A 23,894-nucleotide genomic window follows, 5' to 3' on the forward strand; every position below is an offset into this window, starting at 1 on the left:
CAACCCTACGATAAACATTGAGGAGTCCACGTTGTTCCACGTCGTCCTGGTCGAACCAGAAATCCCGCCGAACACCGGCAACGTCATCCGCCTGTGCGCCAACACGGGCGTGCAGCTGCACCTGATCGAGCCGCTCGGCTTTCCCCTGGACGACGCGAAGATGCGCCGCGCCGGCCTCGATTACCACGATTACGCCACCATGAAGGTACACAAGGACTGGGACGCCTTCCTGGCCGATGCCCGGCCCGACCCGGCGCGCATGTTCGCGCTGACCACCCACGGCTCCTCGCCCTTCGCCCAGGCGGCCTTCAGGCCGGGCGACGTCTTCGTCTTCGGCGCCGAATCGCGCGGCCTGGACCCGGCCCTGCGCGAAACCTTCCCTCCCGCCCAGCGCATCCGCCTGCCGATGCGCCCGGATAACCGCAGCCTGAACCTGTCGAACACGGTGGCCGTGGTCGTCTACGAAGCCTGGCGCCAGAACGGCTACGCCGGCGGCGTCTAAGCCCGCCTTGTGGCAGAGCTGCGACAAAAGATAATCATCGAACACAACAGTTAGGGGTTTCGGGAGTACGCTTGTCACTGTCACGTTTTCACAAACGCGGCAGACACAATTCACACTCCCGGCGCCCCCTGTTCTGTTCGAGGTATCCCATGAAGAAGTTGCTTTCCACCGGCGCCCTGCTCCTCGGCTGCGCCGCCGCCCATGCCGACCCCGTTTCCTGGGGCTTTTCCTTCGCCGGCTTCTACGACCAGGAAGCGAATGTCTTCCTGACCGACGAGACCATCGCTGGCTCCTTCAAGGGCAATGACCTGGACAGCGACGGCCTGCTGGAGCGCAACGAGCTCCTGAGCCTGGTGGTCGGCGAGACCGACTACATCGCCTGCGCGGCCAGCAGCAACGACTGGTACACCTGCGGCGCCACCGCGTTCTCGTTCTCGCCCGATACGGGCCTGCAGTTCGCGGTGGGCACCTATGGCAGCGACCCCGAAGGCTGGGTGGGCGGCGGACGCCTGACCACGACCGGCGACATGCATTACGCCTACGATTTCAATCCGGGCGGGACGCAGGAGCGGCACCTGCTCTGGACCAGCGATACGCGGCTGACCATGATGTCGCAGGCGCCGGAGCCGGGGACCTGGGCGATGCTGGGGGTGGGGCTGGTGGGGATTTGCTTGCGGATGCGGCGCCGGGTGGAAGAGAGTTTTAGCTAACCGTAGGTGGGCGGGAAACCCGCCCACCCTACGGTTCAGCCGCGGATAAGATTCATCCCCGGATCTTCGCCACCAGCTTGGTCGTCGAGCGGTCATGCTCGAAATCGATCGCCACCGCGCGCCCGCCATAGGCCAGCACGGCCTGCCCTTCCGGAATCTCGCTCATCACGTAGTCGCCGCCCTTGGCGTAGATCTCGGGGCGCGCTTCCTGCACCACCTCGAGGGCGGTGCGCTCGTCGAACTCCACCACCAGGCTGACCGCCTCCAGCGCGGCCAGCACGGCCATGCGGTCGGCCAGGTTGTTGTGCGGGCGGTCGTCGCCCTTGCCCAGGCGCTTGACCGAGGCGTCGGTGTTCACCGCCACCACCAGCGAGGCGCCCAGCTCGCGCGCCTGCGCCAGGTAGGTCACGTGGCCGCGGTGCAGGATGTCGAATACGCCATTGGTCAGCACCACCGGCTTGGGCAGCTTGGCGACGCGCGCGGCCAGCTCGGCACGGGCGCAGATCTTGTTTTCGAAGTCAGGCATGTTGTTCAGGTCTTGGGTGGTTCGTTGTCTTCCGGTTCTTCGTCGATCTGCATCGACAGCTCGGTCGCCCTGGCGCCGCCGCCCGCGTCCGGGCCCTTGCGGTCGCCCGAGAGCTTGATCTGCAGGCGCAGGCCGTTGGCCGAGTCGGCGTTGCGGATCGCCTCGTCGTAGCCGATGTAGCCCTTGTTGTACAGCTCGAACAAGGCCTGGTCGAAGGTGCACATGCCGAGCTCGCGCGACTTGTGCATGATCTCCTTGATGTTCTGGAAGCTCCCCTTCAGGATCATCTCGCTGATGGTCGGCGTGTTCAGCAGGATCTCGATGGCCGCCTTGCGGCCCTTGCCGTCCTCCGTGCGGATCAGGCGCTGCGACACCACTGCGCGCAGGTTCGAGGACAGGTCCATCAGCAACTGGTTGCGCCGCTCTTCCGGGAAGAAGTTGATGATCCGGTCCAGGGTCTGGTTGGCGTTGTTCGCGTGCAGGGTGCCCAGGCACAGGTGGCCGGTTTCGGCAAAGGCGATCGCGTGCTCCATGGTCTCGGTGTCGCGGATCTCGCCGATCAGGATCACGTCCGGCGCCTGGCGCAGGGTGTTCTTCAGTGCGTTGTGCCAGGAATGCGTGTCCACGCCGACCTCGCGGTGCGTGACCAGGCAGTTCTTGTTCTTGTGGACGTATTCGACCGGGTCTTCCACCGTGATGATGTGGCCCGCCGAATTGCTGTTGCGGTAGTCGATCATGGCCGCCAGGGTGGTCGACTTGCCCGAGCCGGTGCCGCCCACGACCAGCACCAGGCCGCGCTTGGTCATGACCACGTCCTTCAGCACTTCCGGCAGGTCGAGCTTCTCGAAATTCGGAATCTCGGAGGCGATGGTGCGCACCACCATGCCCACGCTCTGCTGCTGCACGAAGACGTTGACGCGGAAGCGGCATACGCCGGGCAGCGAGATCGCGAAATTGCACTCCATCTCGGCCTCGAATTCGGCGCGCTGGCGCTCGTTCATCAGGGACATGGCCAGCGCCCGCGTCACCTCGCCGCTCAGGCGCTGCTGGCTCAGGGGCTTCATGGCGCCCTGGTGTTTCATGCTAGGAGGAAAGTCCGCGGAGATGAAGAGGTCGGATCCGCCCTGGTGGTGCATCACCGTCAGCAGCTTGTGGATGTACGCCTGGGCTTCCGCCGGGCCGAAGGTCGAGGACATGCGGGCTTTTCTTTCTCAAAGGTGCAGGTAACTGACCTGCGTGGCAATTATATCGACTAAGATTCCCGTTAAAATAATAATTCACGGCTGACCGGCTGCCCGCAAGGCGCCAGGCGCGCCTTTCCCAGACGAAACGCTTATGACACTGACCGAGTTGAAATACATCGTTGCCGTCGCGCGCGCCAGACACTTTGGCCATGCTGCGGAAGCCTGCTTCGTGGCCCAGCCTACCCTCTCCGTCGCCATCAAGAAGCTCGAGGACGAGCTGGGCGTGACGCTGTTCGAGCGTGGCGGATCGGAGGTATCGGTAACGCCGCTGGGCGCCCAGATCGTGGCGCAGGCCGAGCGCGTGCTGGAACAGACCGCCGCCATCAAGGAACTGGCCAAGCAAAACAAGGACCCGCTGGCCGGCCCCCTGCGCCTGGGCGTGATCTACACGATCGGCCCGTATTTGCTGCCGCCCCTGGTGAAGAACCTGATCGACACCGTGCCGCAGATGCCGCTTGTGCTGCAGGAGAACTACACCCACAAGCTGCTCGAGATGCTGCGCCAGGGCGAACTGGACGCCGCCATCATGGCGCTGCCCCTGCCCGACCACGGCATGTCGGTGCAGCCGCTGTACGACGAACCCTTCATCGTCGCCATGCCGCGCAGCCACCCCTGGGCCAGCCGCAAGGAGATCTCGGCCGAGGACCTCAAGCTCGAGACCATGCTGCTGCTGGGCGCGGGCCACTGCTTCCGCGACCAGGTGCTGGAGGTGTGCCCGGAAATGGCGCGCTTCTCGGCCGGCGGAAACGGCATGCAGCGCACCTTCGAAGGCTCGTCGCTCGAGACCATCCGCCACATGGTGGCCAGCGGCATCGGCCTGACCGTGCTGCCGCGCGCCTCGGTGGCCGACATGCACGACCGCAGCGGCCTGCTGACCTACGTACCCTTCTCCGCCCCCTCGCCCTCACGCCGCGTGGTGATCGCCTGGCGCAAGAGCTTCACCCGGCGCGCCGCGATCGACGCCATCATCCGCGCCGTCGGCGAATGCCGGCTGCCGGGCGTCGAGCTGGTGGCGCTCGAAGCCGCGGCCTGAACCTGCAAAACTACCGGACCGCGTCGGCGACCGGCACCCCGAAATCCGGCGTGCCGTCGGCGCGCCAGCGGATCGCCTGCGCGCGCGTGTGGCGGTTCGGATCGTGCAGCGAATCCCCGGTGATGTCACGGTAGTTGCGCGCATGGTAGACCAGGATGTCGGTCTTGCCGTCCGGGCTGGTGGTGAAGGAATTGTGGCCGGGACCATACTGGCCGGTGGCCGCGCTGCTGGCCAGCACCGGCGTGGGCGACTTGGTCCACGCGGACGGGTCGAGCAGGTTGGCGCTGTCGCTGGCGCTCAGCATGCCCAGCGCATAGTTGGCGTCGGTGGCGCTGGCCGAATAGGTCATGAACACGCGCCCGTTCCTGGCCAGGACCGCGGGCGCCTCGTTGACGTCGAACTTGATCTTTTCCCAGCCGTAGTCGGGCTTGGTCAGCAGCACCGCCGGCCCCGCGATCGACAGCGGGCTGTCCATCTTCGCGATATACACGGCCGTCATGTGCTTGCCTGACGCCGGCGGGCGCTGGGTCCAGGCCAGGTAGCGCTGGCCCTTCAGGGAGAAGGTCGTCGCATCCAGGGCGAACGACTCCCAGCCCGTCTTCAGCTGGCCTTTTTCGACCCACTGCCCGTCGAGCGGATTGGCGGCCGCGTTCTCGAGCACGTACAGGCGGATGTCGAAAGGCGCGTCCGCGCGCCCCGCCGTGAAATACAGGTACCACTTGCCGTCGATGTGGTGCAGCTCCGGCGCCCAGATGTTGCGGCTCATCGGCCCGGACTCGTGGCGGCGCCAGACGACCTTCGCCTCCGCCTTGCCCAGTTCGTTCAGCGAACGCACGCGCCGCAGCTCGATGCGGTCGTATTCCGGCACGGTGGCGGTGTAGTAGTAGAAGCCGTCCGCATGCAGGGTGACGTGGGGGTCGGCGCGTTGCAGTACCAGCGGGTTGGCGAAATCGGTCGCGGCGGCGGCCGCGGACAGCATCGAGGCGCTGGCCAGCGCACAGGCGAGGCGGCGTAGGGTCATGCTCGGTCTCCGTATGGTTATCCCGCCGGGCGTGAGCCTACGCCCGGCGGCTGCTCCGATGGTACGGAAAGCCCCGGGACCTGATCCAATCACTTTTTTATCAGGACCGATACGTTTTTCGTCGCGCCAGCTCGCGGTCGAGGGCATTCGCGAAGTTCTGGCGGTCGGCCTGGCTGAAGGCGGACGGGCCGCCCGTATCGACGCCGCTGCCGCGCAGCTCTTCCATGAAGGCGCGCATGGTCAGCTGCTGGGCGATGGTGTCCTTGGTGTACCACTCGCCGCGCGGGTTCAGGGGCAGCCCGCCCTTTTCCAGCACCAGCGAGGCCAGCGGAATGTCGCCGGTGACGACGATGTCGCCGGCCTGCACGCGTTCGACGATCTCCGCATCGGCCGCATCGGCGCCCGCCGGCACCTGCAGCGCCCGGATGAAGCGCGAGCCGGGCACCCGGATCAGCTGGTTGGCCACCAGCGTGACGTTCAATTGCAGGCGTTCGGCCACCCGGAACAGGATGTCCTTGATGACGGCGGGACAGGCGTCGGCGTCGACCCAGATGTGCATGAGAGCGGAAGGAAGAATGCTGGAAGCCAGCCGGATGGCCATTGTAGCCGCATTGCACGCGCCACAGGGGCGGCGCCGTGCAGCCTAGCGCGTCCGCCGCGCGTAATCCCGGCCGATCGTCTCGAGGCCGCTCAAGGCGAAGGAGACCAGGTGGTCCACGATCGCCTGGCGCGGCATCCTGAACACCTCGTGCAGGGGGCCGGGCGCGTGCGATCCGCCCACCAGCAGCATCATGCATGGCGCGCCCACGCTGATCAGGCAGCGCAGCAGCGCCGGGTCGTCCACCGGAATGCCGGTGATCTCGCTGAGGATGCGCTTGATGACCGCCAGCTTGGGCCCGACCGCATCCCGGATCAGCGTGTGCAGGTGCGAGGACGGCGCCATGACTTCGCGCGCCAGCACGTGCAGGTGCCAGCCACGCGGCTCGCCGAGCGCCTCGTCGACCAGGCGCTCGATCAGCCTGGCCAGCCTGGCGGGCGGCGCCAGCGGGCTGTCGAGCAGCTGCTGCAGGTCGGCGAGATCGACCAGGCGGCGATGGGCCTCGAACAGGACGGCTTGGTAAAGACCGCTGCGGCTGCCGAAATGGTAGTTGATCGACGCGACATCGACGGCGGCTTCGGCCGCGATGGCCTTGCCCGAGGTTTCGGCATAACCGGTCATGCTGAACAGCTTGCCGGCCGCCTCGAGGATGCGGCTGCGGGTCGCTTCCCCATCGGTCCGGGGTTCGCGTTTGCTCCTCATGGTGTCCTTCTCATCGTTTCATCCCACTCATTCAACTAGCGCCGATTTTCCCTCAGACAAAATTTAAATTCAATTGAAATTCCAAGAAAGCCGGCGCATAATTTAAATTCGATTTAAATTAAATGACCACATTCAACTCCAGGCCGACGCCCAGCACGCCATGAAACTTGCTCCCCGCACCAAAAAGATCGCTCTTGCTTCCCTGCTCGTCCTGTCCGCAGGCGCGACCTGGGCCTGGCTGGCCCACCGGGCCCCAGCGCCGGCCGGCGAACTTGTCTTGCACGGCAACGTCGATATCCGCCAGGTGTCGCTGGCCTTCGAAGGCAGCGGGCGCATCGCCGCGCTGCATGTGGACGAAGGCGACCGGGTGAAGGCGGGCGCGCTGCTCGGCACGCTCGACACCCGCACCCTGGCCCTGCATGCGGAGCAGGCGGCGGCCCAGGCCGAGGTCCAGCGCCAGGCGCTGGCGCGCCTGCGCAATGGCCTACGCCCCCAGGAAATCGCCCAGGCGCGCAGCCGCCTGAAGGCGGCGCAGGCCAACGCCCTGCGCGCCGGGCAGGATCTGGCGCGGCTGCAGGAGATTGCCGCCAGCACCGGGGGGCGCGGCGTCAGCGCCCAGGACCTGGACCGCGCGCGCAGCGCCGCCGAGGTCGCGGCCGCCCAGGCCGACGAACAGCGCCAGGCCCTCGGCCTGGCCGAACTTGGCGCCCGCAAGGAAGACGTGGCGGCGGCCGAAGCCCAGCTCAAGGCCTCGGAGGCGCAACTGGCCCTCCTGCGGCACCAGGTCGCGCAGGGCGAACTGCGGGCGCCGGTCGATGCGCTGGTGCGCTCGCGGCTGGCGGAGCCGGGCGACATGGCCGCGCCCCAGCGCCCGGTGTTCGCGCTGGCCCTGGCGCGCCCGAAATGGATACGCGTCTATGTCGGCGAGACCGACCTGGGCCGGGTCCGGCCGGGCATGGCGGCCAGGGTCCTGACCGACAGTCATCCCGGGCGGCCGGTCGCCGGCAAGGTCGGGTATATCTCCTCGGTGGCCGAATTCACCCCCAAGGCGGTCCAGACCGAAGAACTCCGGACCAGCCTGGTCTATGAGGTAAGGGTGATGGTCGAGGACGAGCAGGAACTGCTGCGCCTGGGCCAGCCCGCCACGGTGCGCCTGGATGCGGGGACCCCGCGATGAACGCCGGCGCCATCGTCGTCGCCGAGGACCTGGGCAAGCGCTTCGCCGCGCCCGGCGGCGCCCTGCACGCGGTGCGCGCGGTATCGATGTCGGTACGGGCCGGCGCCCTGAGCGCGCTGGTCGGCCCCGACGGCGCGGGCAAGACCACCTTGCTGCGCATGATGAGCGGACTGCTCAAGCCCGACGCCGGGCGCCTCGAGGTGCTGGGCATCGACGCGGCCAAGGATCCCCAGGCCCTGCAGTCGCGCATCGGCTACATGCCGCAACGCTTCGGCCTGTACGAGGACCTGAGCGTCCAGGAGAACCTGGATTTGTATGCGGACCTGCACGGCGTGCCGCGCCGGCTGCGCGCCGAGCGCTTCGGCAGGCTGCTGGACATGACCGGGCTGGCCGCGTTCACCGCGCGTCCCGCGGGCAAGCTTTCCGGGGGCATGAAGCAGAAGCTCGGCCTGGCCTGCACCCTGGTCCGCTCGCCGGAACTGCTGCTGCTCGACGAACCGAGCGTCGGCGTCGATCCGCTGTCGCGCCGCGACCTCTGGACCATCGTGCAGCAACTGGTCGAAGCTGAGCAGCTGAGCGTGATCGTCAGCACCGCCTACCTGGACGAAGCCGAGCGCTGCGCGCAGGTATTCGTGATGCACGAAGGGCGGCTGCTGGCCGCCGGGACGCCGGCCGCGCTGGCCGAGCGCGCACGCGGCCTGACCTGGACCGCCACGCCGGCCCCGGGCGTGGGGGTGCGCCGCCTGCAGGCGGCCCTGATCGACGCCGGCGAACTGGTGGTCGACGCCGTCCCCCAGGGCGGCGCCGTCCGGCTGATCCGGCAAGCGCAGGCGGACGGGCCGGCGCTGGACGCATTGCTCGGCCAGGCCGGCCGCGCGCCGCGCGCACATGAACTGGAAGACGCCTTCATGATGCTGCTGCGCCAGCAGCAGGACCAGCAAGGTGCGCCGCAAGCGCGCCCCGCGCTCCCGCCGGAGATGGCGCGGCGCGGCGCGGCGCACGCCTCCGGCGAAGGGCCGGTGATCGCGGTGCGCGACCTGGTGCGCAGGTTCGGCGACTTCACCGCCGTGGCCAGCACCAGCTTCAAGGTGGCGCGCGGCGAGATCTTCGGCTTGCTCGGCCCGAACGGCGCCGGCAAGACCACCACCTTCCGCATGCTGTGCGGCCTGCTACCCGCGAGCAGCGGCCACCTGGAAGTCGCCGGCCTGGACCTGCGCCGGGCGCGCGCCCGGGCCCGCGCGCGGATCGGCTACGTGTCGCAGAAGTTCGCCTTGTACGGCAACCTGACGGTCGGCGAGAACCTGTCCTTCTTCGGCGGCGCCTATGGCTTGCGCGGCGCGGCGCTGCGCAAGCGCGTGGAGGCCCTGGTCGCCCAGTTCGGACTCGACCCGGCCGCGGCCAGCGGCGAGCTGCCCGGCGGTTTCAAGCAGCGCCTGGCCATGGCCGCCGCCCTGCTGCACGAGCCGGAAGTCCTGTTCCTCGACGAGCCCACCAGCGGCATCGACCCGCTCGCGCGGCGCATGTTCTGGCGCACCATCACCGCCCTCGCCGAGGGCGGCGTCACGGTCGTCGTGACCACCCACTTCATGGAGGAGGCCGAGTACTGCGACCGCATCGCGATCCAGGACGCCGGCAAGGTGCTGGCCCTGGGCACGCCCGAACAGGTGCGTGCGCAAGCCGGCGCCGAAGCGCGGATGGACATGAATACCGCCTTCATCGCCATCGTCGAGCAGGCGCGCGCCGGCGCACGCGCACGGCCCGGAGCCGGGGCATGAACGGCGCGCGTTTCGGCAGCCGCTTCCTCGCGCTGCTGCGCAAGGAGACCCGCCAGATGCTGCGCGACCGCAGCAACCTGGCCGTGGGCCTGCTGCTGCCGGTGGTCTTGATCCTGCTGTTCGGCTACGGCCTGTCCTTCGACGTCAGGGAGGCGCCGCTCGCCATCGTCATGGAAGACGCTTCGCCGGCGGCGCAGGACGTGGTCCAGGGCTTCCACGGGACGCCCTTCGTGGCGCCGGTCCGGGTGACGGGCATGCGCGAGGCCGAAGCCCGCCTGCGCGCCGGCGAGGTGGACGCCATCGTGCGCGTCCCCGCCGACTTCTCGCGGCAGATGGCTGCGGGCGCGGCGCGCATCCAGCTCGTGCTCAATGGCGTCGATTCCGGCACGGCGTCCACCATCGAAGGCTATGTCAACGGCGTGCTCGGCGTCTGGGCCCGGCAGCGCGCCGACCGCGCCGGCGCCGCCCATGCCGGCGCGGGCGGCGTCGAGGTGGTGCAGCGCATGTGGTTCAACGAAGCCGGCGACAGCAGCTGGTTCCTGGTGCCGGGCCTGATCGTGCTGGTGCTCACCCTGATCGGCGCCTTCCTGACCTCGCTCCTGATCGCCCGCGAGTGGGAACGCGGCACCCTGGAAGCGCTGTTCGTCACACCGGTGCGCCCGCTGGAGCTGGTCCTCGCCAAGCTGGCCCCCTACCTGGTGGTCGGCGCCGTCGACCTGGCCTTCTGCCTGGTTGCGGCCCGCTTCCTGTTCGAGGTGCCAATCCGCGGCTCGCTGCTGCTGGTCGTCGCCGCCTCGATGCTCTACCTGGCCGTGTCGTTGCTGCTGGGCCTGTTCATTTCCGGCGCGACCCGCAACCAGTTCCAGGCCAGCCAGCTGGCCCTGCTGGTCAGCTTCATGCCTGCGCTGATGCTCTCGGGTTTCGTGTTCGACCTGCGCAACGTGCCGGCCGCCGTGCGGCTCATCAGCCAGGCGCTGCCGGCCACCCATTTCATGGACCTGGTCAAGACCCTCTTCCTGGCGGGGAACCACTGGCCGACCATCTGGCGCGGCCTTGCCATCCTTGCCCTCTATGCCCTCGTGCTGGCCGCCGCCACGCGGCGCCAGCTGCGCAAGTCACTGGATTGACACGATGTCCGCCTTTTTCTCCCGGCTGTTCGCCACGCTTGCCCCGGTATTCGCGCTAGTGCGCAAGGAGATCCTGGTGCTCCTGAAGGAGCCCAGCAGCCGCGCGCTCCTGGTCGCGCCGGCCCTGGTCCAGGCACTGCTGTTCGGCTATGCGGCCACCTTCGACCTCAAGCACGTTCCCTATGCGGTGCTCGACCAGAGCCGCAGCGGCGCCTCGCAGGCGCTGCTGGCGCGCCTGGACGGCACCGGCGTGTTCGAACGGGTCGCCACCCTGGAATCGCCGCGCCAGATCGCCGGCGTCATCGACGCCGGCCAGGCCATCGTCTTCCTCGGCTTCCCGGACGACTTCGAGACGCGCCTGGCGGCCGGCGAGCGGGCGCCGCTCCAGCTCATCCTCGACGGCCGCAACTCCTCGACCGCGTCCATGGCGGCGGCCTACGTGAACGCGGTCGTCGCGGCCTACAACGGGCCGCCCGGCGCCCGGGGCAGCGTGAGCATCGAGCGGCGCGCCTGGTTCAATCCCAATCTCGAATCGCGCTGGAACCTGATGCCGGGCCTGATCGCGGCCTTGAGCATGCTGCAGACCCTGCTGCTCGCGGCGCTGTCGGTGGCCAGGGAACGCGAGCAAGGCACCTTCGACCAGCTGCTGGTGACACCCTTCACGCCGCTGCAGATCCTGGTCGGCAAGGCCCTGCCGCCGATCGGCATCGGACTGCTGCAGTCGACCGTCATCTTCCTGATCATCCGTTTCTGGTTCGGCATCCCGATGAACGGTTCGGTGGGGCTGCTCTACCTCGGCCTGCTTGTCTTCACCATCGCGGCGGTCGGCGTGGGCCTGTCGATTTCCGCGCTGTCGCTTTCCATGCAGCAGGCCATGCTGTATGCCTTCCTCCTGATCATGCCGATGATGCTGCTCTCGGGCCTGCTAACGCCGGTGCGCAACATGCCGCAGTTGCTGCAGCTCGCCACTTATGCCAACCCGCTACGCTTCGGCATCGGCATCGTGCGCCGCGTCTACCTGGAGGGCGCCGTGCTGGCCGACGTCGCCCTCGATTTCGTTCCCCTGCTGGTGCTGGCGGCCATTACCCTGCCTCTCGCGGCCTGGCTGTTCCGGCACCGCCTTTCCTGATTGACGAGTCGACCATGCGTACTTTCACTCTCCTTTTTTCCTCCTCCCTTCCAGGCTCCCGGCGGGCGGCGTCACTGGCTTGCGGCCTGCTGCTGGCGGGGTGCGTGGCGGGCCCCGACTTCGTCAAGCCCAGCCCAGCCGCCCCCGAGGACTGGAGCAGCTGGCGCAGCGCGGACCCGATGCTGCGCATCCCCGCCGGTACGGAGCAGTCCTTGCCGGCGAAGTGGTGGCAGGCCTTCGGCGACCCGATGCTCGACAGCCTGCAGCAGCGGGCGCAGGAAGCCAGCCCGGATTTGCGCAGCGCCGCGTTGCGTTTCGCGCAGGCCCGGGTGCAACGCGCGGCGGCGCCGGCGCAGGGTGCTCCGCAGCTCGGCGCCAGCGGCGGCGTGCAGCGCCAGCGCCAGAGCGAATACGGCGCCGGGACGCGCCTGAGCGACGTCATCGCCGCCGACCGCGACACCGTGGCGGGCGCGCTGAGCCAGCCCTTCACGCTCTACCAGGCCGGCTTCGACGCCTCATGGGAGCCGGACCTGTGGGGCAGGGTCAAGCGCTCCGTGGAAGCGGCCGACGCCGGCGTCGCGCAGCAGGCCGCGCTGTTCGACCTTGCCCGCTTGAGCCTTGCCAGCGACCTGGCGCGCCACTACCTCGAACTGCGCGGCACGCGGCGCCAGATCCGGCTGGCACACGAGGACGTCGACGCGCTCGGCGAGCGCCTGCGGCTCCTGGAAGCCCGGGTTCGCAGCGGCGCCAGCGACCACCTCGACCTGGAACGCCAGCGCGCCGAACTGGCCGCGGCCAGGGTGCGCCTGCCGGGCCTGCTGGCCGAGGAAGGCGCCAGCATCAACCAGATCGCCCTCCTGCTGGGCGAGCGTCCCGGCGCCCTGGACGGCATGCTGGCCTCGGACCAGGCGGGCGGCGCCCTGCCCGCCCTGCCGGACCTGCAGCTGGGGCTGCCGTCGGAAGTCGCCCTGCGCCGCCCGGACATCCGCGCCGCCGAAGCGCGCCTGCATCGCGCCGTGGCCAGAGTGGGTGTCGCGCAGGCCGATCTTTACCCGAGCGTGCGCCTGGGCGCGCATTTCGGCGCCGAGTCCTACCTGGACGAGCGTTTCGGCGGATGGGGCAGCCGCACCTGGTCCATCGGACCGAGCCTGGACCTGCCCCTGTTCGACGGCGGGCGCCGCCGCAGCACGGTGCGATTGCGCGAGCTGGAACAGCAGGAAGCGGCCGTGGACTACCAGCGCGTCGTGCTCAAGGCCTGGCAGGAGATCGACGATGCCCTGAGCGCCTACGCGGCCGAGCAGCGGCAGGCGGACGACCTGCAGGCGCGCGTGCGCAGCAGCGGCGAGGCCTACCGCCTGACGCAGGCGCGCTACCAGGGCGGCGCCGTGGACTTCGTCGCCGTGCTCGACAGCCAGCGCAGCCACCTGCAGGCGCGCCGCGAGCTGGCTGCCTCCGAAACGCGCCTGGCCGTGCGCTATGTGGCGCTCAACAAGGCGATCGGCAATACTGGAGGCCGCCAGCCGCGATGAGCTTGCGGCCTGGTGGTTCGGTTCCGGAATGTGTTTTCCGAGTGCATCTGTTACGCTCGTAATATTGCCTTTCATCACGAGAAAACACATGCCGAGCATACAAAAACAGACGATCCTGCTGGCGCTCGCGGCGACGTCTCCCTTCAGCGCCTGGGCCATCGAGGCGCCCATCCGCAGCGTGACCCTGTATCCGGGCAGCGCCACCGTCGAACGCGTGGTCGAGGTGGCGCCGGGCGCGACCCAGGTCGAGATCACCGGCCTGCTGGCGAACTTCAGTACCGACTCCGTGCGCCTGCAGGCGGATCCCGGCATCCAGGTCGGCCAGGTGGTCACGCGCGACCTGCCCCGCGCCGACAGCCCCAGCCCGCGCGCGGCGGAATTGGAAAGCAAGGTGCAGGCGCTGCAGGACCAGATCGCGCTGATCGACGCCGATTCCAGATCGGCCCAGCTGGTCCAGGGCTACCTGGAACGCCTGGGCGGCGGCGAAGCGGGCGCGGGGCGGGCGGCTGGCGATCCGAAAACGCTGCTCGGTACCCTGGACGCGATCCGCAAGGGCGGCGCCGACGCGCTCGAACGTGTGCACAACAACGAAGTGAAGAAGCGCGCCCTGGCCAGGCAGCTCGAGGTCGTCAGGCGCGACCTCGCCAAGCTCCAGGCCAATACGCGCGACAGCCGCGTCATGACCATCGCCGTCGCGGCCAAACAGGCGGGCAAGCTGGTGCTGAGCTACCAGGTCAACCGCGCCGGCTGGAAGCCGGCCTACCGCGCATCGCTCGACTCGCATGCCTCGACCATCGAACTGGAGCGCCTGGCCACGATCTCGCAAAAGACGGGCGAGGACTGGAGCCGGGTCAAGCTGCGCCTGTCGACCGGCCAGCCCAGCCTGTCGGCCCAGGCGCCGGATCCATCATCCTGGCTGCTGAGCTATCGACCACCCCAGGTAGTCGCCGAGATGTCCTACGCGCCCGCCCCTCCGCCGGCGCCGGCGCCGATGGCGGTGGCCGTGTCGGGTTCGCGGATCGCGGCGGACAATTACGTGGCGCCGGTGCTGGAGACGCAGGGGAATTTCAGCACCGAATTCGAGGTGCCGGCCAGGGTCGACCTGGCCGCGGACGGCCGCGAGATCTCGGTGGGACTGGGTGCGCAAAGCCTGCCCGTGAAGCAGCGCGTGCGCATCGCGCCGCGCAGCAGCGACGAGGTCGCGGTGCTGACCGCGGATGCGGCGCGCCCCGAAGGCGTGTGGCTGCCCGGCCAGGTGCAGCTGCGCCGCGACGGCTCTTATGTCGGCGCCCTGCACTGGGACCCGCAGGACAGCGAACGCCTGAGCCTCGCCTTCGGCCGCGATCCCCTGATGCGCGTCGCCATCGAGCACCGCGACGAGATGTCGGGCCAGACCGGCTTCTTCAAGCGCGACAACGAGAAACGCATCGCCGATACCTATGTGGTGACCAGCTCGCACCGCCAGCCGGTCGACATCCTGCTGCTGGAGCCGACGCCGGTCAGCCAGTCGGACAAGGTGCACGTCAAGATCTCGCTCGACCCCGAACCGAACGTCAGGGACTGGCAGCAGCGGCGCGGCCTGGTGGGCTGGGAGCGCAGCCTGAAGCCGAACGAGACGGCCCGCTTCAAGGTCGATTACGCGATCGGCTATCCGAAGGAAGGCAGCGTGCAGGGCCTGCCCTAAGCAGGAAGGTCAGGAGGCCGGGCGCCGGCTGTAGGCCAGGAACACCTCGTCGCGCACCCAGCCGAGCGAGGCGTACAGGGCTTGCGCGGCGTGGTTGGTCCTGGCCGTGGTCAGGTCCATGCGCGCCTTGCCGTCCTGGCGCGCCAGCGCCTCGGCGGCCAGCAGCAGCGCCCGCCCCGCCCCGCCCTTGCGCGCGGCGGGATCGACGAACAGGTCGTAGAGCACATAGATGGGCGCCGCTTCCACCGAGCAGAAGCTCGGATAGAGCTGGCAGAAGCCGACGATCTCGCCGGCTTCGTCGAGCGCGGCCAGCAGCTTCGACTCTCCTTTGTGAAAGCGCTCGCCGATGAAGCGCCGGGCCAGCTCCGCGTCCGGCGCCTGCTCGTAGAACTGGCGGTACAGGTCGAACAGCTGCGCGATGCGGGGAAGATCGTGGTGCGATGCGAGGCGGGTGGAGATGGACATGTCTGGATCCTGGCCGAAAGCGCGCGATCTTGGCATGCGCACGGCGTCAATGCAATGCCAGGCGCATGAACATGTCCACTCCTTCTGCTGCTTAGTCTTTCTTGCGGCGGCGCGCGACCGCCAGGCTGCCCATGCACAGCATCGGCAGCAGCAGCGCCACGGTCGACGGCTCCGGCACCTCGGCCACGATGGCGAAGCTGTCGCCCGCGCGCAGGCCGGTGGTATCCAGCACCCAATCGGCCTGGCCCTGCAGGCCGAGCGGATTCCCGAAGTGGAACTCGGCCGGTTCGGCCTGGACGAAGCGGATGGCCGCCTTGCCGCTGTCGTGGGTGACGCTGCCCAGCACGCCGAAGGCCGGCGTCACGCTGCCGGCGCCGGCGAAGCCAATGCCTTGCAGGCTGAAGCTGAAGTGCGGGAAAGGCAGGCCGCGCAGGTTCAGCACCATGGCGCTCAGGTGCAGGGGACCGAGCAGGTCTTCCTCTTCCAGCACGAAGTTCAGCGTGGTGCCGGTGAAGTTCTTCAGGTCGAGGTTGAAGGACACCAGGCCAGCCGCGCTGTAGTCGGTGACGGCGTTTTCCGGCGAGCCGGAGCTCGACAGCAGGACCGCGCCCTGGGCGCCGCCGGACAGCATCAGGGCCGCGAAGGCGGCGGCGATCATTTTAAGAAAATGCATGTGAATTCCCCTGTGATGGTGGATGGCGCTTACAGCGGGCCCTTGGCCCATGGACCCGAGATCGCGAAGGTCACGCCCGGGGTCTGGATGTTGACGAAGAGGTAGCGGCCGGTCGGGTCGAAGCAGGCGCCGGCGAACTCGTTGCCGCGCTGGTCGCCCGCGAGCGAGGCCAGCTTGCCCGCGCCCTGCAGCTGGGCTTCGGTCAGGTTGATATTGTTCTTGGCGAAGATGTAGGCGTCGCCCTGGCCGGTGAGGCCCATCAGGCGCTGTCCGAAGCCGTACATGTCGGTGGCGGCGGTCGAGGCGTCTTCGCAGATCAGGATCGCGTTGCGCGGGCTGACAGTCAGGTTGTCGCCCATGTTGCCCACCAGCGGGCTCGGGCTCGAGTAGATGCAGGTGAGGACTTGCGTGGCCAGGTCCAGTTCCCAGATGGCGCCGCGCTGCACCGCGCCGCCCGAGGTGTCCATCACGTACATCTTGCCCTGCGCATACCAGATGCCTTCGCCGCGGTTCATGCGCGCCGCGCCCTGCAGCCAGCCCTGCACGAAGGGACCGGCCGCATTGGTGATGGTCACGCCGGATGGACCGGTGGCGTTGCCGCGGTTGGCGTCCGGATTGGCGATCGGCACCCACTCGAGCTCGTAACTCGCGTTCACGGGCGCCACAGCCAGGTTGGCGTTCTGGATGCCGCGCACGCGCGCCATCTGCAGGATGCCGCCGCGCGCCAGCGAGCCCGGCGCCCCGGTGCGGATGTCCGGCACATAGCGGTATAAGCCCGACTTGCCCGAGGAATCCTCGGTCTGGTAGACGAAGCCGGTAGCCGGATCGACGGCGGCGGCTTCGTGGGCGAAACGGCCCATGCCAACGATGGGCTGGCCGGTCGTCAGCGCCGGGTCGGCCGTGACTTCGAATACGTAGCCGTGCTTCCTGCCCGAGACGCTGACCGCGTCCGAGCCGACTTCCTCGCAGCTCAGCCAGGTGCCCCAGGGAGTGATGCCGCCCGCGCAGTTGGTCTGTGTGCCGCCCAGGCTCGGGCTCATGCTGACCCAGTTCCCGTCGCGGAACAGCAGGTTGGTGGTGCCGCCGCCGAACACGTTGTCGGAGCTGCCGTTGAGCTTGCCGCCGTCGTAGACGCCGACCGCATTGATGAAATTGGCGGCGCCGGTGCCGCCGATCTCGTGGTTACGCACCAGCACCAGCTCGGTGCTGCGGCCGAGCTTGCGTGTCTGGACCACGCCCATGCCGTCGTGGCCGCCCGGGCAGGCGTGGCCGTCGGTCATCGTGTCGCCGCGCCAGCCGAAGCTCTTGTAGCTGAAGCCCGCAGGCAGCTGCAGCAGCGGCAGGCCGGTCGTCAGGTCCTTGACCGGGGCGATCGGGCCATAGGGGCTGTCGACCAGCGCGGTGGATCCGTTGGCGGCTAGCGCTTGCCGGGCCTGCATGGCGGCGAACGCGCCGACGAAGGGCAGCGCGGAGGCGCCGGCCAAGCCCTTGAGCAGATTGCGTCGCGACGGCGACAATTCTTTGTCAGTCATTGATCCTCGCCATCTTTGTGCATGCCTTCCGTCCACACCCCCATGGCACGGACCGATGCATTTAAACAAACAAAAATGTCGGTTCAATGACAACAAAAAGATCGCTGCATGACGTGAAGCGAGGTCCTGTCTTTCCCCTTGCTTAGACGAGAAGCCAGCCGGCATGTCTTGCAGCCTGTCGTCCAGGTCTCGCAGATGCTCGCCAGCAGTGCGCCGGAAGAATGTCGGCGACAAACGGGCCAATCCGCCAGTCAAGAGCCATTTGTCGCCTGTCGGGCTTACATGGTCTTTAACCAAGAATCTATGAAATATTGCGAGAAAAGCATTCCCGGGACAGACTTATGCAATATAACTGTGAGAATTTAATAGTTTATAGCCGCCAGCTTTGAGTAAAATCACGACGTCGCAACCAGTTCAGCATCTGTACTGTGTGAAGCACAATGACGAGTTTGTCAACGCAGGTGGTGCGCTGCAATGCGCCGCGGATATGCACCAGCTGCATGTCAGGACTGAAATCGCGTAATGACAGTATACCCAGGCGAAGCTCGAATCGAGAGATCGTTTTACCCAAGAACAAGTTATTAATCCGTGCCTGTCTCATGAAGAAATCCTTGATTTTCCTGGCGCTCGCCTTTGACATCTCACTGGTTCACGCCGAAAAAGCAACCCAGGTGTACCTCGATAACGGCGAATTAAACTACATCGGGGAAATTTCGCAGGAAGCCAACAAGGAGGTTTTCGACCTGTTTGCCTCCCTCGACACCAAACCGACACGGCTTTCGATACGCAGCCCCGGCGGCCCTACCGATCCGGGCATCGCGCTTGGGACCTGGGTTCATAAACATGGGTTAACCGTAAAAGTTCTGGAATTCTGCTTTTCCTCCTGCGCGAATTATGTCTTTACGGCCGCCCCGAAGAAAATCGTCAGCAATTTTGCAGTGATAGGATTTCACGGTGGACTCAGCAGCAAGAGCTTCAAGCTCGATGCAGAACAGGAGGCCATTTTCGCTGCGATGTCAAAAGAAGAGCAGATGGCCGCCCGCAAGCAACTGGACGATGAAATCAAGAAGATGGTAGCCAGCAAAGAGCAAGAGGAACGGGATTTTTTTGCGCTGATCAAAGTCGATCAACGCATTACCACTCTCGGGCAAACACCCTATTATTCGCAACGCTTCGGGAAGGACGAGAAAAGCCTGGGATGGACCTTTTCTGTCGATGGATTTAAAAAACTCGGCGTGTCGAATATTCGCGTGGTTAATCCGCCCTGGCAACCCAAGTTTATCAGTTCGGATTTCACGGTACACCAAATCAGTCTCAAGTAAGCGATCCGCCGGCTCGCGGCTCGCATGGGAATACGATTCAGTATCGCCCCGGTAGCAGGCTGCAACGGGCCGGATCTGACGACTTTTTTACAGCCTGTCCGCTCGCCCGGTGCGAAGCCGGCGCCTGCGGTGCCGACTTCGCTACCTGTGGAGCCGCGATGCGGCGCACCGGGCTTCCATCCTTCCGCATTCTTCAAGAATCCTCCCTCCGCCTTCACGGCGCCGGTATATCCTGTTCCCTTCGCCGATTAACTGACTGGTACAAAAACCCGACGCTTTCGACCTATCGCATTGATCAGGTGACGATCCGCGTCCTTTCGGCCCCACTGTATCTCCCGCGGCATTCGCTACGCGCGCCGCAAAGCCGGGCATTCCAGCCACGGCCATATTGTATTTACCTCCGCGTAAGTAGTGGAGCATCGTGGCCACTACTTTTTACCCGGATGAGATTTCAACATCCTTGATTATGCTCCTCGCTTATGCATTCAGATTTTTTTGAAGATGGCCATGTTTTTAGCCTTGACCACCAAAAACGTTAACCATAATATTGATCCGTGGCCGCACTTGTTGTCACGTAATTTAATAAAGAGGAAGACAAATGAAACAGATCGCAACTCCTGCACAAAACATCCGCGAACTGAACACCGCAGAAATCAACGAGGTTTCCGGCGGCGTCGAATGGGAGTGCAAAGCCACGATCAAATCCGACGGCACCAAGGAAATTTCCTGCACCATCAAAGGCACTTTCTAAAGTCCTGTAAAAGGTGCCCACGCGGCACCTTTTATATTGCCATTCACGCGAAAATACCGCATGAATGGCAACCGGCGCTGGAACCCAGGGAAAATGCGCCACTACCCCGACTCGATCCTGCCCTCCGCAAACAATATCGCTACGCTGATCGGCAAGCCTATCTCCTGCATTTTCTCCATATATCGACAGCATACCCAGTTTTTATTCGCACGCACCGCATTATGCCATTCGCTTATGCACCTGGGTTTAATTAAGACTGTATGGCTTTTTTCCTTGACCAATAAAAAGCCTTCATCATAATATTTTCCTGTGACGCGTTTTCGTCACATATTTGATAAACAAGGAATAGAAATGAACCATATCGCAGCTACTGAACAAAACATCCGTGAACTGAATGTCGCAGAACTGAATGAAGTTTCTGGCGGCGTCGAATATGAGTGCAAAGTGACGATCCGTTCGGATGGCACCAAGGAAATTTCGTGCACCGTCAAAGGTAAGCTCTAATCATATAAAAGGTGCCGAAGCGGCACCTTTTATTGATTCCCCGTTTCTCCGGACGAGCTTCTCGAGCAGAACTCGTTCGTCATGAGAGCAAGCCAGCCCGTCTCCGGCGCTGCAATCCCCGCGATATGACGGTGCGCGCTCGACGCCTTCCACACTGGTGTATGGCAAGCCTTGCTCATCAGCTCCTGAGCTGCGCCGCCTGCCCGCGCTTGCGGCAAAAGCTTTAGAATCGCTGTCTTCTGCTCAACAGTTCTTGCTCGGCAAGACGCGATTCCTCCCATGAACAAACTGGCGCTTTACTTCCGCCTGGTCCGGGCCGACAAGCCCATCGGCATCCTTTTGCTGCTGTGGCCGACCCTGTGGGCGCTGTGGATGGCGTCCGGCGGTGTGCCGGACATGCTGGTGCTGGCGATCTTCGTGCTCGGCACGGCCCTGATGCGTTCGGCCGGCTGCGCCATCAACGACTACGCCGACCGCGACTTCGACCGCCACGTCAAGCGCACCGTCGACCGTCCCCTCACCAGCGGCAAGATCCGCGGCTGGGAGGCGGTGATGGTGGCGCTGGTGCTGTCCCTGGTTTCCTTCCTGCTGATCCAGCCCCTTAACATGCTGACCAAGCAGCTGTCGGTGGTGGCGCTGGTGGTGGCCGGCACCTATCCCTACTTCAAGCGCTTCTTCGCCATCCCCCAGGCCTACCTGGGCATCGCCTTCGGCTTCGGCATCCCGATGGCCTTCGCCGCCGTGCAGGGCCAGGTGCCGGCCGTGGCCTGGTGGCTGCTTGTGGCGAACGTGTTCTGGGCGGTAGCCTACGACACCGAGTACGCGATGGTCGACCGCGACGACGACCTCAAGATCGGCATTCGCACCTCGGCCATCACCTTCGGCCGCTTCGACGTGGCCGCCGTGATGCTGTGCTACGGCGCCGCGCTGGCGATCGACCTGGTGTGCGGCTGGTACCTGGGCCTGCGCTGGTGGTTCGTGGCCGGCGTGGCCGTGGCGGCCGGGCTGGCGCTCTACCACTACACCCTGATCCGCGAGCGCGAGCGCATGGCCTGCTTCAAGGCCTTCCGCCACAACAACTGGCTGGGCGCCGCCTTATTCAGCGGTGTCGCACTCGACTATGCATTCAGGTAATATTGTCCAAAAGGCATTCATTCAACCAAGCAAAGAGGCTTATCATGATTGACAAGATCCCTACCCAAACCGGCACCCGCGAACAACTGGTCACCGACCTGAAGACCGTGATCCATGACGCCGAAGCCTGGCTGCGCAACGGCGGCGCCCTGGGCGGCGAAGAGCTGAAAGCCAAGTTCGAGTCGACCCTGGCCAGCGCCAAGGCCGGCCTGGCCCACTACCAGGAAACCGTGGTCGACGCCGCCAAGGCGACCGACGAATACGTCAAGGAAAACCCGTGGAAATCGGTGGGCCTGGGCGCCGCGGTCGGCGTCGTGGTCGGCATGCTGATCGCCCGCAAGTAATGAGTATTTCCACAGCCGTAGGCCGGATCGGGACCACTGTGCTGGCCATGGCGCGCACGCGCCTGGAGCTGGCGGCGGTCGAGCTGCAGGAGGAAACGCAGCGCCTGTTCGGCTACCTCGCCTGGGCGCTGGCCGCCGCGGTGCTGGCGCTGGGCGCCCTGGCCCTGGCGGTGCTGTTCGTGCTGGTGCTGTTCTGGGACACGCACCGCCTGCTGGCGGTGGGCGGGATGGCCGTGCTGTTCGCACTCGGCTGCGGCTTCGCGGTCATGAAACTGCGCGGCGGCCTGGCGGCGCGTCCGCCGCTGCTCGGCGCCACCCTGGCCGAGCTGCGCAAGGACGTCGGGTTTGCGAAAGGAGAGCAGGTCGATGGCTAATGCCCAGGAACTGGCTGCGCGCCGTGCGGCGCTGGTGGCGCAGTGCGCGGCCCAGCGCGCCGTCGTTGCGCACGAATTCGCCGTGCTGAAGTCGCCCGAGACGCTGGGGGTGGTGCCGGCTTATGTCAGTGAGCACAAGAAGACGGCGCTGATCGTGGCGGGGGTGGCGGCGGGTTTTCTTGCTACTAAACCCAAGTGGGCGGTTGGCGTGGTGACGGCCGGGGTGTCGCTGTACAAGTTTGCGCAGCGGGTGCTGCCGGTGTTGCGGTGGAAGGGGTTTGAGGTTCACTGAGGCGCTATCAGCTTGCTGGCGAACTTGGGTCCCGGCCTGCGCCGGGACGACGTGCATAAGCAGCGGGCTAGGATCAATGCCGTCACTACCTGCCTAAAGACCGTCGTTCCGGCGGAGGCCGGAACCCAAGTTTCCTTACATTTGCCGGCTCGCCGGCAACACTTCAATTTTTTCCGAGCTCCTCACCAAGCTCCCGCCCCCGCGCCGCAGCCGCCTTCATCGCTTCCACGATCGCCTGCTTGACCCCCGCCCCCTCCATGCTGGTAATCGCCGCATGCGTCGTCCCGCCCTTGGAGGTCACGCGCTGCCGCAGCACCTCGACCGGATCGCCCGACTGCGCCGCCAGCTGCGCCGCGCCGGTGAAGGTGGCCAGCGCCAGCTCCCTGCCCTGCTCCGCATTCAAGCCCATCTCCAGCGCCGCCTGCTGCATCGCCTCGAGGAAGTAGAACACATAGGCCGGCCCGCTGCCCGACACCGCCGTCACCGGATCGATCTGGGCCTCGTCATCCAGCCACACGGTCTTGCCGACCGCGCGCATCACCTGGTCGGCCGCCTCGCGCTGGGCCGCGCTCACGCCATCCTGGGCCACCATGCCGGTGATGCCCATGCCGATCAGTGCGGGCGTGTTCGGCATCGAGCGCACGATGGCGCCGTAGCCGCCCAGCCAGCGCGACAGGTCGGCGATGCGGATGCCGGCCGCGATCGACAGCAGCAGCTGCTTGTCCAGGTGCGGCGCCAGGCTGGCCGCCACCTCGCGCATCTGCTGCGGCTTCACCGCCAGCACCACCACGTCGGCATCGTCCACCTGGGCGTCGATGCCGGACGCCGCGCTCACGCCGTACTGCTGCGCCAGGCGCGCCAGGGCCTCGGCGTTCGGGTCGACCACGTGCAGGCGGCCGGCTTCGGTGAGTTGTCCGGCCAGGCCGGCGATCAGGGCCGTGGCCATGTTGCCGCCGCCGATAAACGCAATCGTCATGGTTGTCCTTGTCTATTCGTAGTGGCGGGCGCCGAAGATGGCGCTGCCGATGCGCACGATGGTCGCGCCTTCCAGAATCGCGGCCTGCATGTCGCCCGACATGCCCATCGACAGGGTGTCGAGCGCCAGCCCGCCGGCGCGCAGGCGCTCGGCCAGCGCGCGCAGGCGGGCGAAGGCCGCCCGCTGCAGCGCCGGATCGGTCTCGGGTTCGGGAATCGCCATCAGGCCGCGCAGGCGCAGGTTCGGCAGCTGCGCGACCTGGCGCGCCAGCTCGGGCGCCTCGTCCTCGTGCGCGCCGCTCTTGCTGGCTTCGCCGCTGATGTTGACCTGGATGCAGACATTGAGCGGGCCGAGTTCCGGCGGCCGCTGCTCGGACAGGCGCTGGGCGATCTTCAGCCGCTCGACCGTGTGCACCCATTGGAAGCTGGCCGCGATCGGTCTTGTCTTATTGCTCTGGATCGGGCCGATGAAATGCCATTCGGCGGCTACCCCAGGTTGCGCGCGCGCGACGAGATCGATCTTGTCGAGCGCTTCCTGCAGATAGTTTTCGCCGAAGGCCTGCTGCCCCGCCGCCATCGCTTCCAGCACCGCTTCCGCTGGGAAGGTCTTCGATACGGCCAATAATTGGATGCTCGAGCGGGGCCGGTTCGCCGCCTGCGCAGCCCCTGCGATTGTCGCTTCGACAGCTTGCAAGTTCTCGGCGATTATGGACATAATGATTTTCTATAGGAAATATTTTTCAGTCGTCGCGAAGCGTCCCGCTTCCATAC

The 23,894-nt window shown here is 66.3% G+C and carries 26 protein-coding genes; 16 read left to right on the forward strand and 10 right to left on the reverse strand.

The genetic code is table 11. The features are described 5' to 3' along the window. Positions 1 to 31: 31 nt before the first annotated feature. Both trmL and KBW98_RS10790 read left to right on the forward strand, forming a co-directional pair. Positions 32 to 502 (forward strand): tRNA (uridine(34)/cytosine(34)/5-carboxymethylaminomethyluridine(34)-2'-O)-methyltransferase TrmL, encoded by a 471-nt coding sequence (gene trmL / locus KBW98_RS10785; protein ID WP_211520137.1) that lies wholly within the window; start codon positions 32 to 34, stop codon positions 500 to 502. Between the two features lie 149 nt (positions 503 to 651). Further along, on the forward strand, positions 652 to 1,212 hold the full coding sequence (locus KBW98_RS10790) for a PEP-CTERM sorting domain-containing protein (protein ID WP_211520138.1): 561 nt from the start codon (positions 652 to 654) through the stop codon (positions 1,210 to 1,212). Positions 1,213 to 1,264: 52 nt separating this feature from the next. Here KBW98_RS10790 and rfaE2 read toward each other — a convergent pair whose 3' ends face one another. Beyond that, positions 1,265 to 1,738: a D-glycero-beta-D-manno-heptose 1-phosphate adenylyltransferase gene (gene rfaE2 / locus KBW98_RS10795; protein WP_211520139.1), complete on the reverse strand. Its 474-nt coding sequence runs from the start codon at positions 1,736 to 1,738 to the stop codon at positions 1,265 to 1,267. 5 nt (positions 1,739 to 1,743) lie between these two features. Continuing rightward, positions 1,744 to 2,934, reverse strand: a complete 1,191-nt coding sequence (locus KBW98_RS10800) for a PilT/PilU family type 4a pilus ATPase (protein ID WP_211520140.1) — start codon at positions 2,932 to 2,934, stop codon at positions 1,744 to 1,746. A 139-nt stretch (positions 2,935 to 3,073) separates the two neighbouring features. On the opposite strand from KBW98_RS10800, the gene KBW98_RS10805 reads away from it, so the two are divergent. Beyond that, entirely contained in the window at positions 3,074 to 4,015 is a 942-nt protein-coding gene (locus tag KBW98_RS10805; protein WP_211520141.1) for a hydrogen peroxide-inducible genes activator, read from the forward strand. A 10-nt stretch (positions 4,016 to 4,025) separates the two neighbouring features. Here KBW98_RS10805 and KBW98_RS10810 read toward each other — a convergent pair whose 3' ends face one another. The 3 genes from KBW98_RS10810 to KBW98_RS10820 form a co-directional block, all read right to left on the reverse strand. Then, entirely contained in the window at positions 4,026 to 5,036 is a 1,011-nt protein-coding gene (locus KBW98_RS10810) for a family 43 glycosylhydrolase (RefSeq protein ID WP_211520142.1), read from the reverse strand. 100 nt (positions 5,037 to 5,136) lie between these two features. Beyond that, positions 5,137 to 5,595 (reverse strand): YaiI/YqxD family protein, encoded by a 459-nt coding sequence (locus KBW98_RS10815; RefSeq protein WP_211520184.1) that lies wholly within the window; start codon positions 5,593 to 5,595, stop codon positions 5,137 to 5,139. 84 nt (positions 5,596 to 5,679) lie between these two features. Next, entirely contained in the window at positions 5,680 to 6,336 is a 657-nt protein-coding gene (locus KBW98_RS10820; protein ID WP_211520143.1) for a TetR/AcrR family transcriptional regulator, read from the reverse strand. A 160-nt stretch (positions 6,337 to 6,496) separates the two neighbouring features. Here KBW98_RS10820 and KBW98_RS10825 point away from each other — a divergent pair, with 160 nt between their 5' ends. The 6 genes from KBW98_RS10825 to KBW98_RS10850 all read left to right on the forward strand — a co-directional run bounded on the left by KBW98_RS10825 (position 6,497) and on the right by KBW98_RS10850 (position 14,757). Next, positions 6,497 to 7,513: an HlyD family efflux transporter periplasmic adaptor subunit gene (locus KBW98_RS10825; protein ID WP_211520144.1), complete on the forward strand. Its 1,017-nt coding sequence runs from the start codon at positions 6,497 to 6,499 to the stop codon at positions 7,511 to 7,513. Then, the gene (locus tag KBW98_RS10830; RefSeq protein ID WP_211520145.1) at positions 7,510 to 9,288 is read left to right on the forward strand and encodes an ATP-binding cassette domain-containing protein; all 1,779 of its coding nucleotides are present in this window, start codon (positions 7,510 to 7,512) and stop codon (positions 9,286 to 9,288) included. The genes KBW98_RS10825 and KBW98_RS10830 overlap by 4 nt, the downstream gene beginning before the upstream one ends. Then, entirely contained in the window at positions 9,285 to 10,415 is a 1,131-nt protein-coding gene (locus KBW98_RS10835; protein WP_211520146.1) for an ABC transporter permease, read from the forward strand. Before KBW98_RS10830 ends, KBW98_RS10835 begins: the two co-directional genes overlap by 4 nt. Positions 10,416 to 10,419: 4 nt before the next feature. Then, entirely contained in the window at positions 10,420 to 11,544 is a 1,125-nt protein-coding gene (locus KBW98_RS10840) for an ABC transporter permease (protein WP_211520147.1), read from the forward strand. 14 nt (positions 11,545 to 11,558) lie between these two features. After that, positions 11,559 to 13,073: an efflux transporter outer membrane subunit gene (locus tag KBW98_RS10845; protein WP_211520148.1), complete on the forward strand. Its 1,515-nt coding sequence runs from the start codon at positions 11,559 to 11,561 to the stop codon at positions 13,071 to 13,073. Positions 13,074 to 13,161: 88 nt separating this feature from the next. Then, positions 13,162 to 14,757 (forward strand): DUF4139 domain-containing protein, encoded by a 1,596-nt coding sequence (locus KBW98_RS10850; RefSeq protein WP_211520149.1) that lies wholly within the window; start codon positions 13,162 to 13,164, stop codon positions 14,755 to 14,757. Positions 14,758 to 14,766: 9 nt separating this feature from the next. On the opposite strand, the gene KBW98_RS10855 is transcribed toward KBW98_RS10850, so the two are convergent. The 3 genes from KBW98_RS10855 to KBW98_RS10865 form a co-directional block, all read right to left on the reverse strand. Next, positions 14,767 to 15,222, reverse strand: a complete 456-nt coding sequence (locus KBW98_RS10855; RefSeq protein WP_211520150.1) for a GNAT family N-acetyltransferase — start codon at positions 15,220 to 15,222, stop codon at positions 14,767 to 14,769. A 91-nt stretch (positions 15,223 to 15,313) separates the two neighbouring features. Beyond that, the gene (locus KBW98_RS10860; protein WP_211520151.1) at positions 15,314 to 15,895 is read right to left on the reverse strand and encodes a PEP-CTERM sorting domain-containing protein; all 582 of its coding nucleotides are present in this window, start codon (positions 15,893 to 15,895) and stop codon (positions 15,314 to 15,316) included. A gap of 29 nt (positions 15,896 to 15,924) precedes the next feature. Next, positions 15,925 to 17,427: a PhoX family phosphatase gene (locus KBW98_RS10865; protein ID WP_211520152.1), complete on the reverse strand. Its 1,503-nt coding sequence runs from the start codon at positions 17,425 to 17,427 to the stop codon at positions 15,925 to 15,927. 599 nt (positions 17,428 to 18,026) lie between these two features. On the opposite strand from KBW98_RS10865, the gene KBW98_RS10870 reads away from it, so the two are divergent. The 7 genes from KBW98_RS10870 (at position 18,027) to KBW98_RS10900 (ending at position 22,148) form a co-directional block, all read left to right on the forward strand. Then, a complete protein-coding gene (locus KBW98_RS10870) occupies positions 18,027 to 18,749 on the forward strand; it encodes a hypothetical protein (RefSeq protein ID WP_211520153.1) in 723 nt (240 codons plus the stop codon). A gap of 598 nt (positions 18,750 to 19,347) precedes the next feature. After that, positions 19,348 to 19,500: a hypothetical protein gene (locus KBW98_RS10875; protein WP_211520154.1), complete on the forward strand. Its 153-nt coding sequence runs from the start codon at positions 19,348 to 19,350 to the stop codon at positions 19,498 to 19,500. A 351-nt stretch (positions 19,501 to 19,851) separates the two neighbouring features. Beyond that, the gene (locus KBW98_RS10880; RefSeq protein ID WP_211520155.1) at positions 19,852 to 20,004 is read left to right on the forward strand and encodes a hypothetical protein; all 153 of its coding nucleotides are present in this window, start codon (positions 19,852 to 19,854) and stop codon (positions 20,002 to 20,004) included. Positions 20,005 to 20,283: 279 nt separating this feature from the next. Continuing rightward, entirely contained in the window at positions 20,284 to 21,138 is an 855-nt protein-coding gene (ubiA, locus tag KBW98_RS10885; protein WP_211520156.1) for a 4-hydroxybenzoate octaprenyltransferase, read from the forward strand. 44 nt (positions 21,139 to 21,182) lie between these two features. Further along, a complete protein-coding gene (locus KBW98_RS10890) occupies positions 21,183 to 21,482 on the forward strand; it encodes a YqjD family protein (protein ID WP_211520157.1) in 300 nt (99 codons plus the stop codon). Then, positions 21,482 to 21,856 carry a phage holin family protein gene (locus tag KBW98_RS10895; RefSeq protein WP_211520158.1) on the forward strand — a complete coding sequence of 125 codons (375 nt, stop codon included), beginning with the start codon at positions 21,482 to 21,484 and terminating at the stop codon, positions 21,854 to 21,856. Before KBW98_RS10890 ends, KBW98_RS10895 begins: the two co-directional genes overlap by 1 nt. Beyond that, positions 21,849 to 22,148 carry a hypothetical protein gene (locus KBW98_RS10900; RefSeq protein WP_211520159.1) on the forward strand — a complete coding sequence of 100 codons (300 nt, stop codon included), beginning with the start codon at positions 21,849 to 21,851 and terminating at the stop codon, positions 22,146 to 22,148. Before KBW98_RS10895 ends, KBW98_RS10900 begins: the two co-directional genes overlap by 8 nt. A gap of 163 nt (positions 22,149 to 22,311) precedes the next feature. Here the strand turns inward: KBW98_RS10900 and proC are convergent, their stop codons facing one another. Continuing rightward, entirely contained in the window at positions 22,312 to 23,124 is an 813-nt protein-coding gene (gene proC, locus KBW98_RS10905) for a pyrroline-5-carboxylate reductase (RefSeq protein ID WP_211520160.1), read from the reverse strand. A 12-nt stretch (positions 23,125 to 23,136) separates the two neighbouring features. After that, positions 23,137 to 23,838 (reverse strand): YggS family pyridoxal phosphate-dependent enzyme, encoded by a 702-nt coding sequence (locus KBW98_RS10910; RefSeq protein ID WP_211520161.1) that lies wholly within the window; start codon positions 23,836 to 23,838, stop codon positions 23,137 to 23,139. Positions 23,839 to 23,894 lie beyond the last annotated feature (56 nt).

Origin of the sequence: Massilia sp. ST3, assembly GCF_018119405.1 — a bacterium.
GTDB lineage: Bacteria > Pseudomonadota > Gammaproteobacteria > Burkholderiales > Burkholderiaceae_D > Telluria.

Bases quoted from the DNA above. Each gene is read 5' to 3' on its own strand.
- KBW98_RS10790 (WP_211520138.1), top strand. From the start codon at position 652: ATGAAGAAGTTGCTTTCCACCGGCGCCCTGCTCCTCGGCTGCGCCGCC.
- rfaE2 (WP_211520139.1), bottom strand. From the start codon at position 1,738: ATGCCTGACTTCGAAAACAAGATCTGCGCCCGTGCCGAGCTGGCCGCG.
- KBW98_RS10800 (WP_211520140.1), bottom strand. From the start codon at position 2,934: ATGTCCTCGACCTTCGGCCCGGCGGAAGCCCAGGCGTACATCCACAAG.
- KBW98_RS10805 (WP_211520141.1), top strand. From the start codon at position 3,074: ATGACACTGACCGAGTTGAAATACATCGTTGCCGTCGCGCGCGCCAGA.
- KBW98_RS10810 (WP_211520142.1), bottom strand. From the start codon at position 5,036: ATGACCCTACGCCGCCTCGCCTGTGCGCTGGCCAGCGCCTCGATGCTG.
- KBW98_RS10815 (WP_211520184.1), bottom strand. From the start codon at position 5,595: ATGCACATCTGGGTCGACGCCGACGCCTGTCCCGCCGTCATCAAGGAC.
- KBW98_RS10820 (WP_211520143.1), bottom strand. From the start codon at position 6,336: ATGAGGAGCAAACGCGAACCCCGGACCGATGGGGAAGCGACCCGCAGC.
- KBW98_RS10825 (WP_211520144.1), top strand. From the start codon at position 6,497: ATGAAACTTGCTCCCCGCACCAAAAAGATCGCTCTTGCTTCCCTGCTC.
- KBW98_RS10830 (WP_211520145.1), top strand. From the start codon at position 7,510: ATGAACGCCGGCGCCATCGTCGTCGCCGAGGACCTGGGCAAGCGCTTC.
- KBW98_RS10835 (WP_211520146.1), top strand. From the start codon at position 9,285: ATGAACGGCGCGCGTTTCGGCAGCCGCTTCCTCGCGCTGCTGCGCAAG.
- KBW98_RS10840 (WP_211520147.1), top strand. From the start codon at position 10,420: ATGTCCGCCTTTTTCTCCCGGCTGTTCGCCACGCTTGCCCCGGTATTC.
- KBW98_RS10845 (WP_211520148.1), top strand. From the start codon at position 11,559: ATGCGTACTTTCACTCTCCTTTTTTCCTCCTCCCTTCCAGGCTCCCGG.
- KBW98_RS10850 (WP_211520149.1), top strand. From the start codon at position 13,162: ATGCCGAGCATACAAAAACAGACGATCCTGCTGGCGCTCGCGGCGACG.
- KBW98_RS10855 (WP_211520150.1), bottom strand. From the start codon at position 15,222: ATGTCCATCTCCACCCGCCTCGCATCGCACCACGATCTTCCCCGCATC.
- KBW98_RS10860 (WP_211520151.1), bottom strand. From the start codon at position 15,895: ATGCATTTTCTTAAAATGATCGCCGCCGCCTTCGCGGCCCTGATGCTG.
- KBW98_RS10865 (WP_211520152.1), bottom strand. From the start codon at position 17,427: ATGACTGACAAAGAATTGTCGCCGTCGCGACGCAATCTGCTCAAGGGC.
- KBW98_RS10870 (WP_211520153.1), top strand. From the start codon at position 18,027: ATGAAGAAATCCTTGATTTTCCTGGCGCTCGCCTTTGACATCTCACTG.
- KBW98_RS10875 (WP_211520154.1), top strand. From the start codon at position 19,348: ATGAAACAGATCGCAACTCCTGCACAAAACATCCGCGAACTGAACACC.
- KBW98_RS10880 (WP_211520155.1), top strand. From the start codon at position 19,852: ATGAACCATATCGCAGCTACTGAACAAAACATCCGTGAACTGAATGTC.
- ubiA (WP_211520156.1), top strand. From the start codon at position 20,284: ATGAACAAACTGGCGCTTTACTTCCGCCTGGTCCGGGCCGACAAGCCC.
- KBW98_RS10890 (WP_211520157.1), top strand. From the start codon at position 21,183: ATGATTGACAAGATCCCTACCCAAACCGGCACCCGCGAACAACTGGTC.
- KBW98_RS10895 (WP_211520158.1), top strand. From the start codon at position 21,482: ATGAGTATTTCCACAGCCGTAGGCCGGATCGGGACCACTGTGCTGGCC.
- KBW98_RS10900 (WP_211520159.1), top strand. From the start codon at position 21,849: ATGGCTAATGCCCAGGAACTGGCTGCGCGCCGTGCGGCGCTGGTGGCG.
- proC (WP_211520160.1), bottom strand. From the start codon at position 23,124: ATGACGATTGCGTTTATCGGCGGCGGCAACATGGCCACGGCCCTGATC.
- KBW98_RS10910 (WP_211520161.1), bottom strand. From the start codon at position 23,838: ATGTCCATAATCGCCGAGAACTTGCAAGCTGTCGAAGCGACAATCGCA.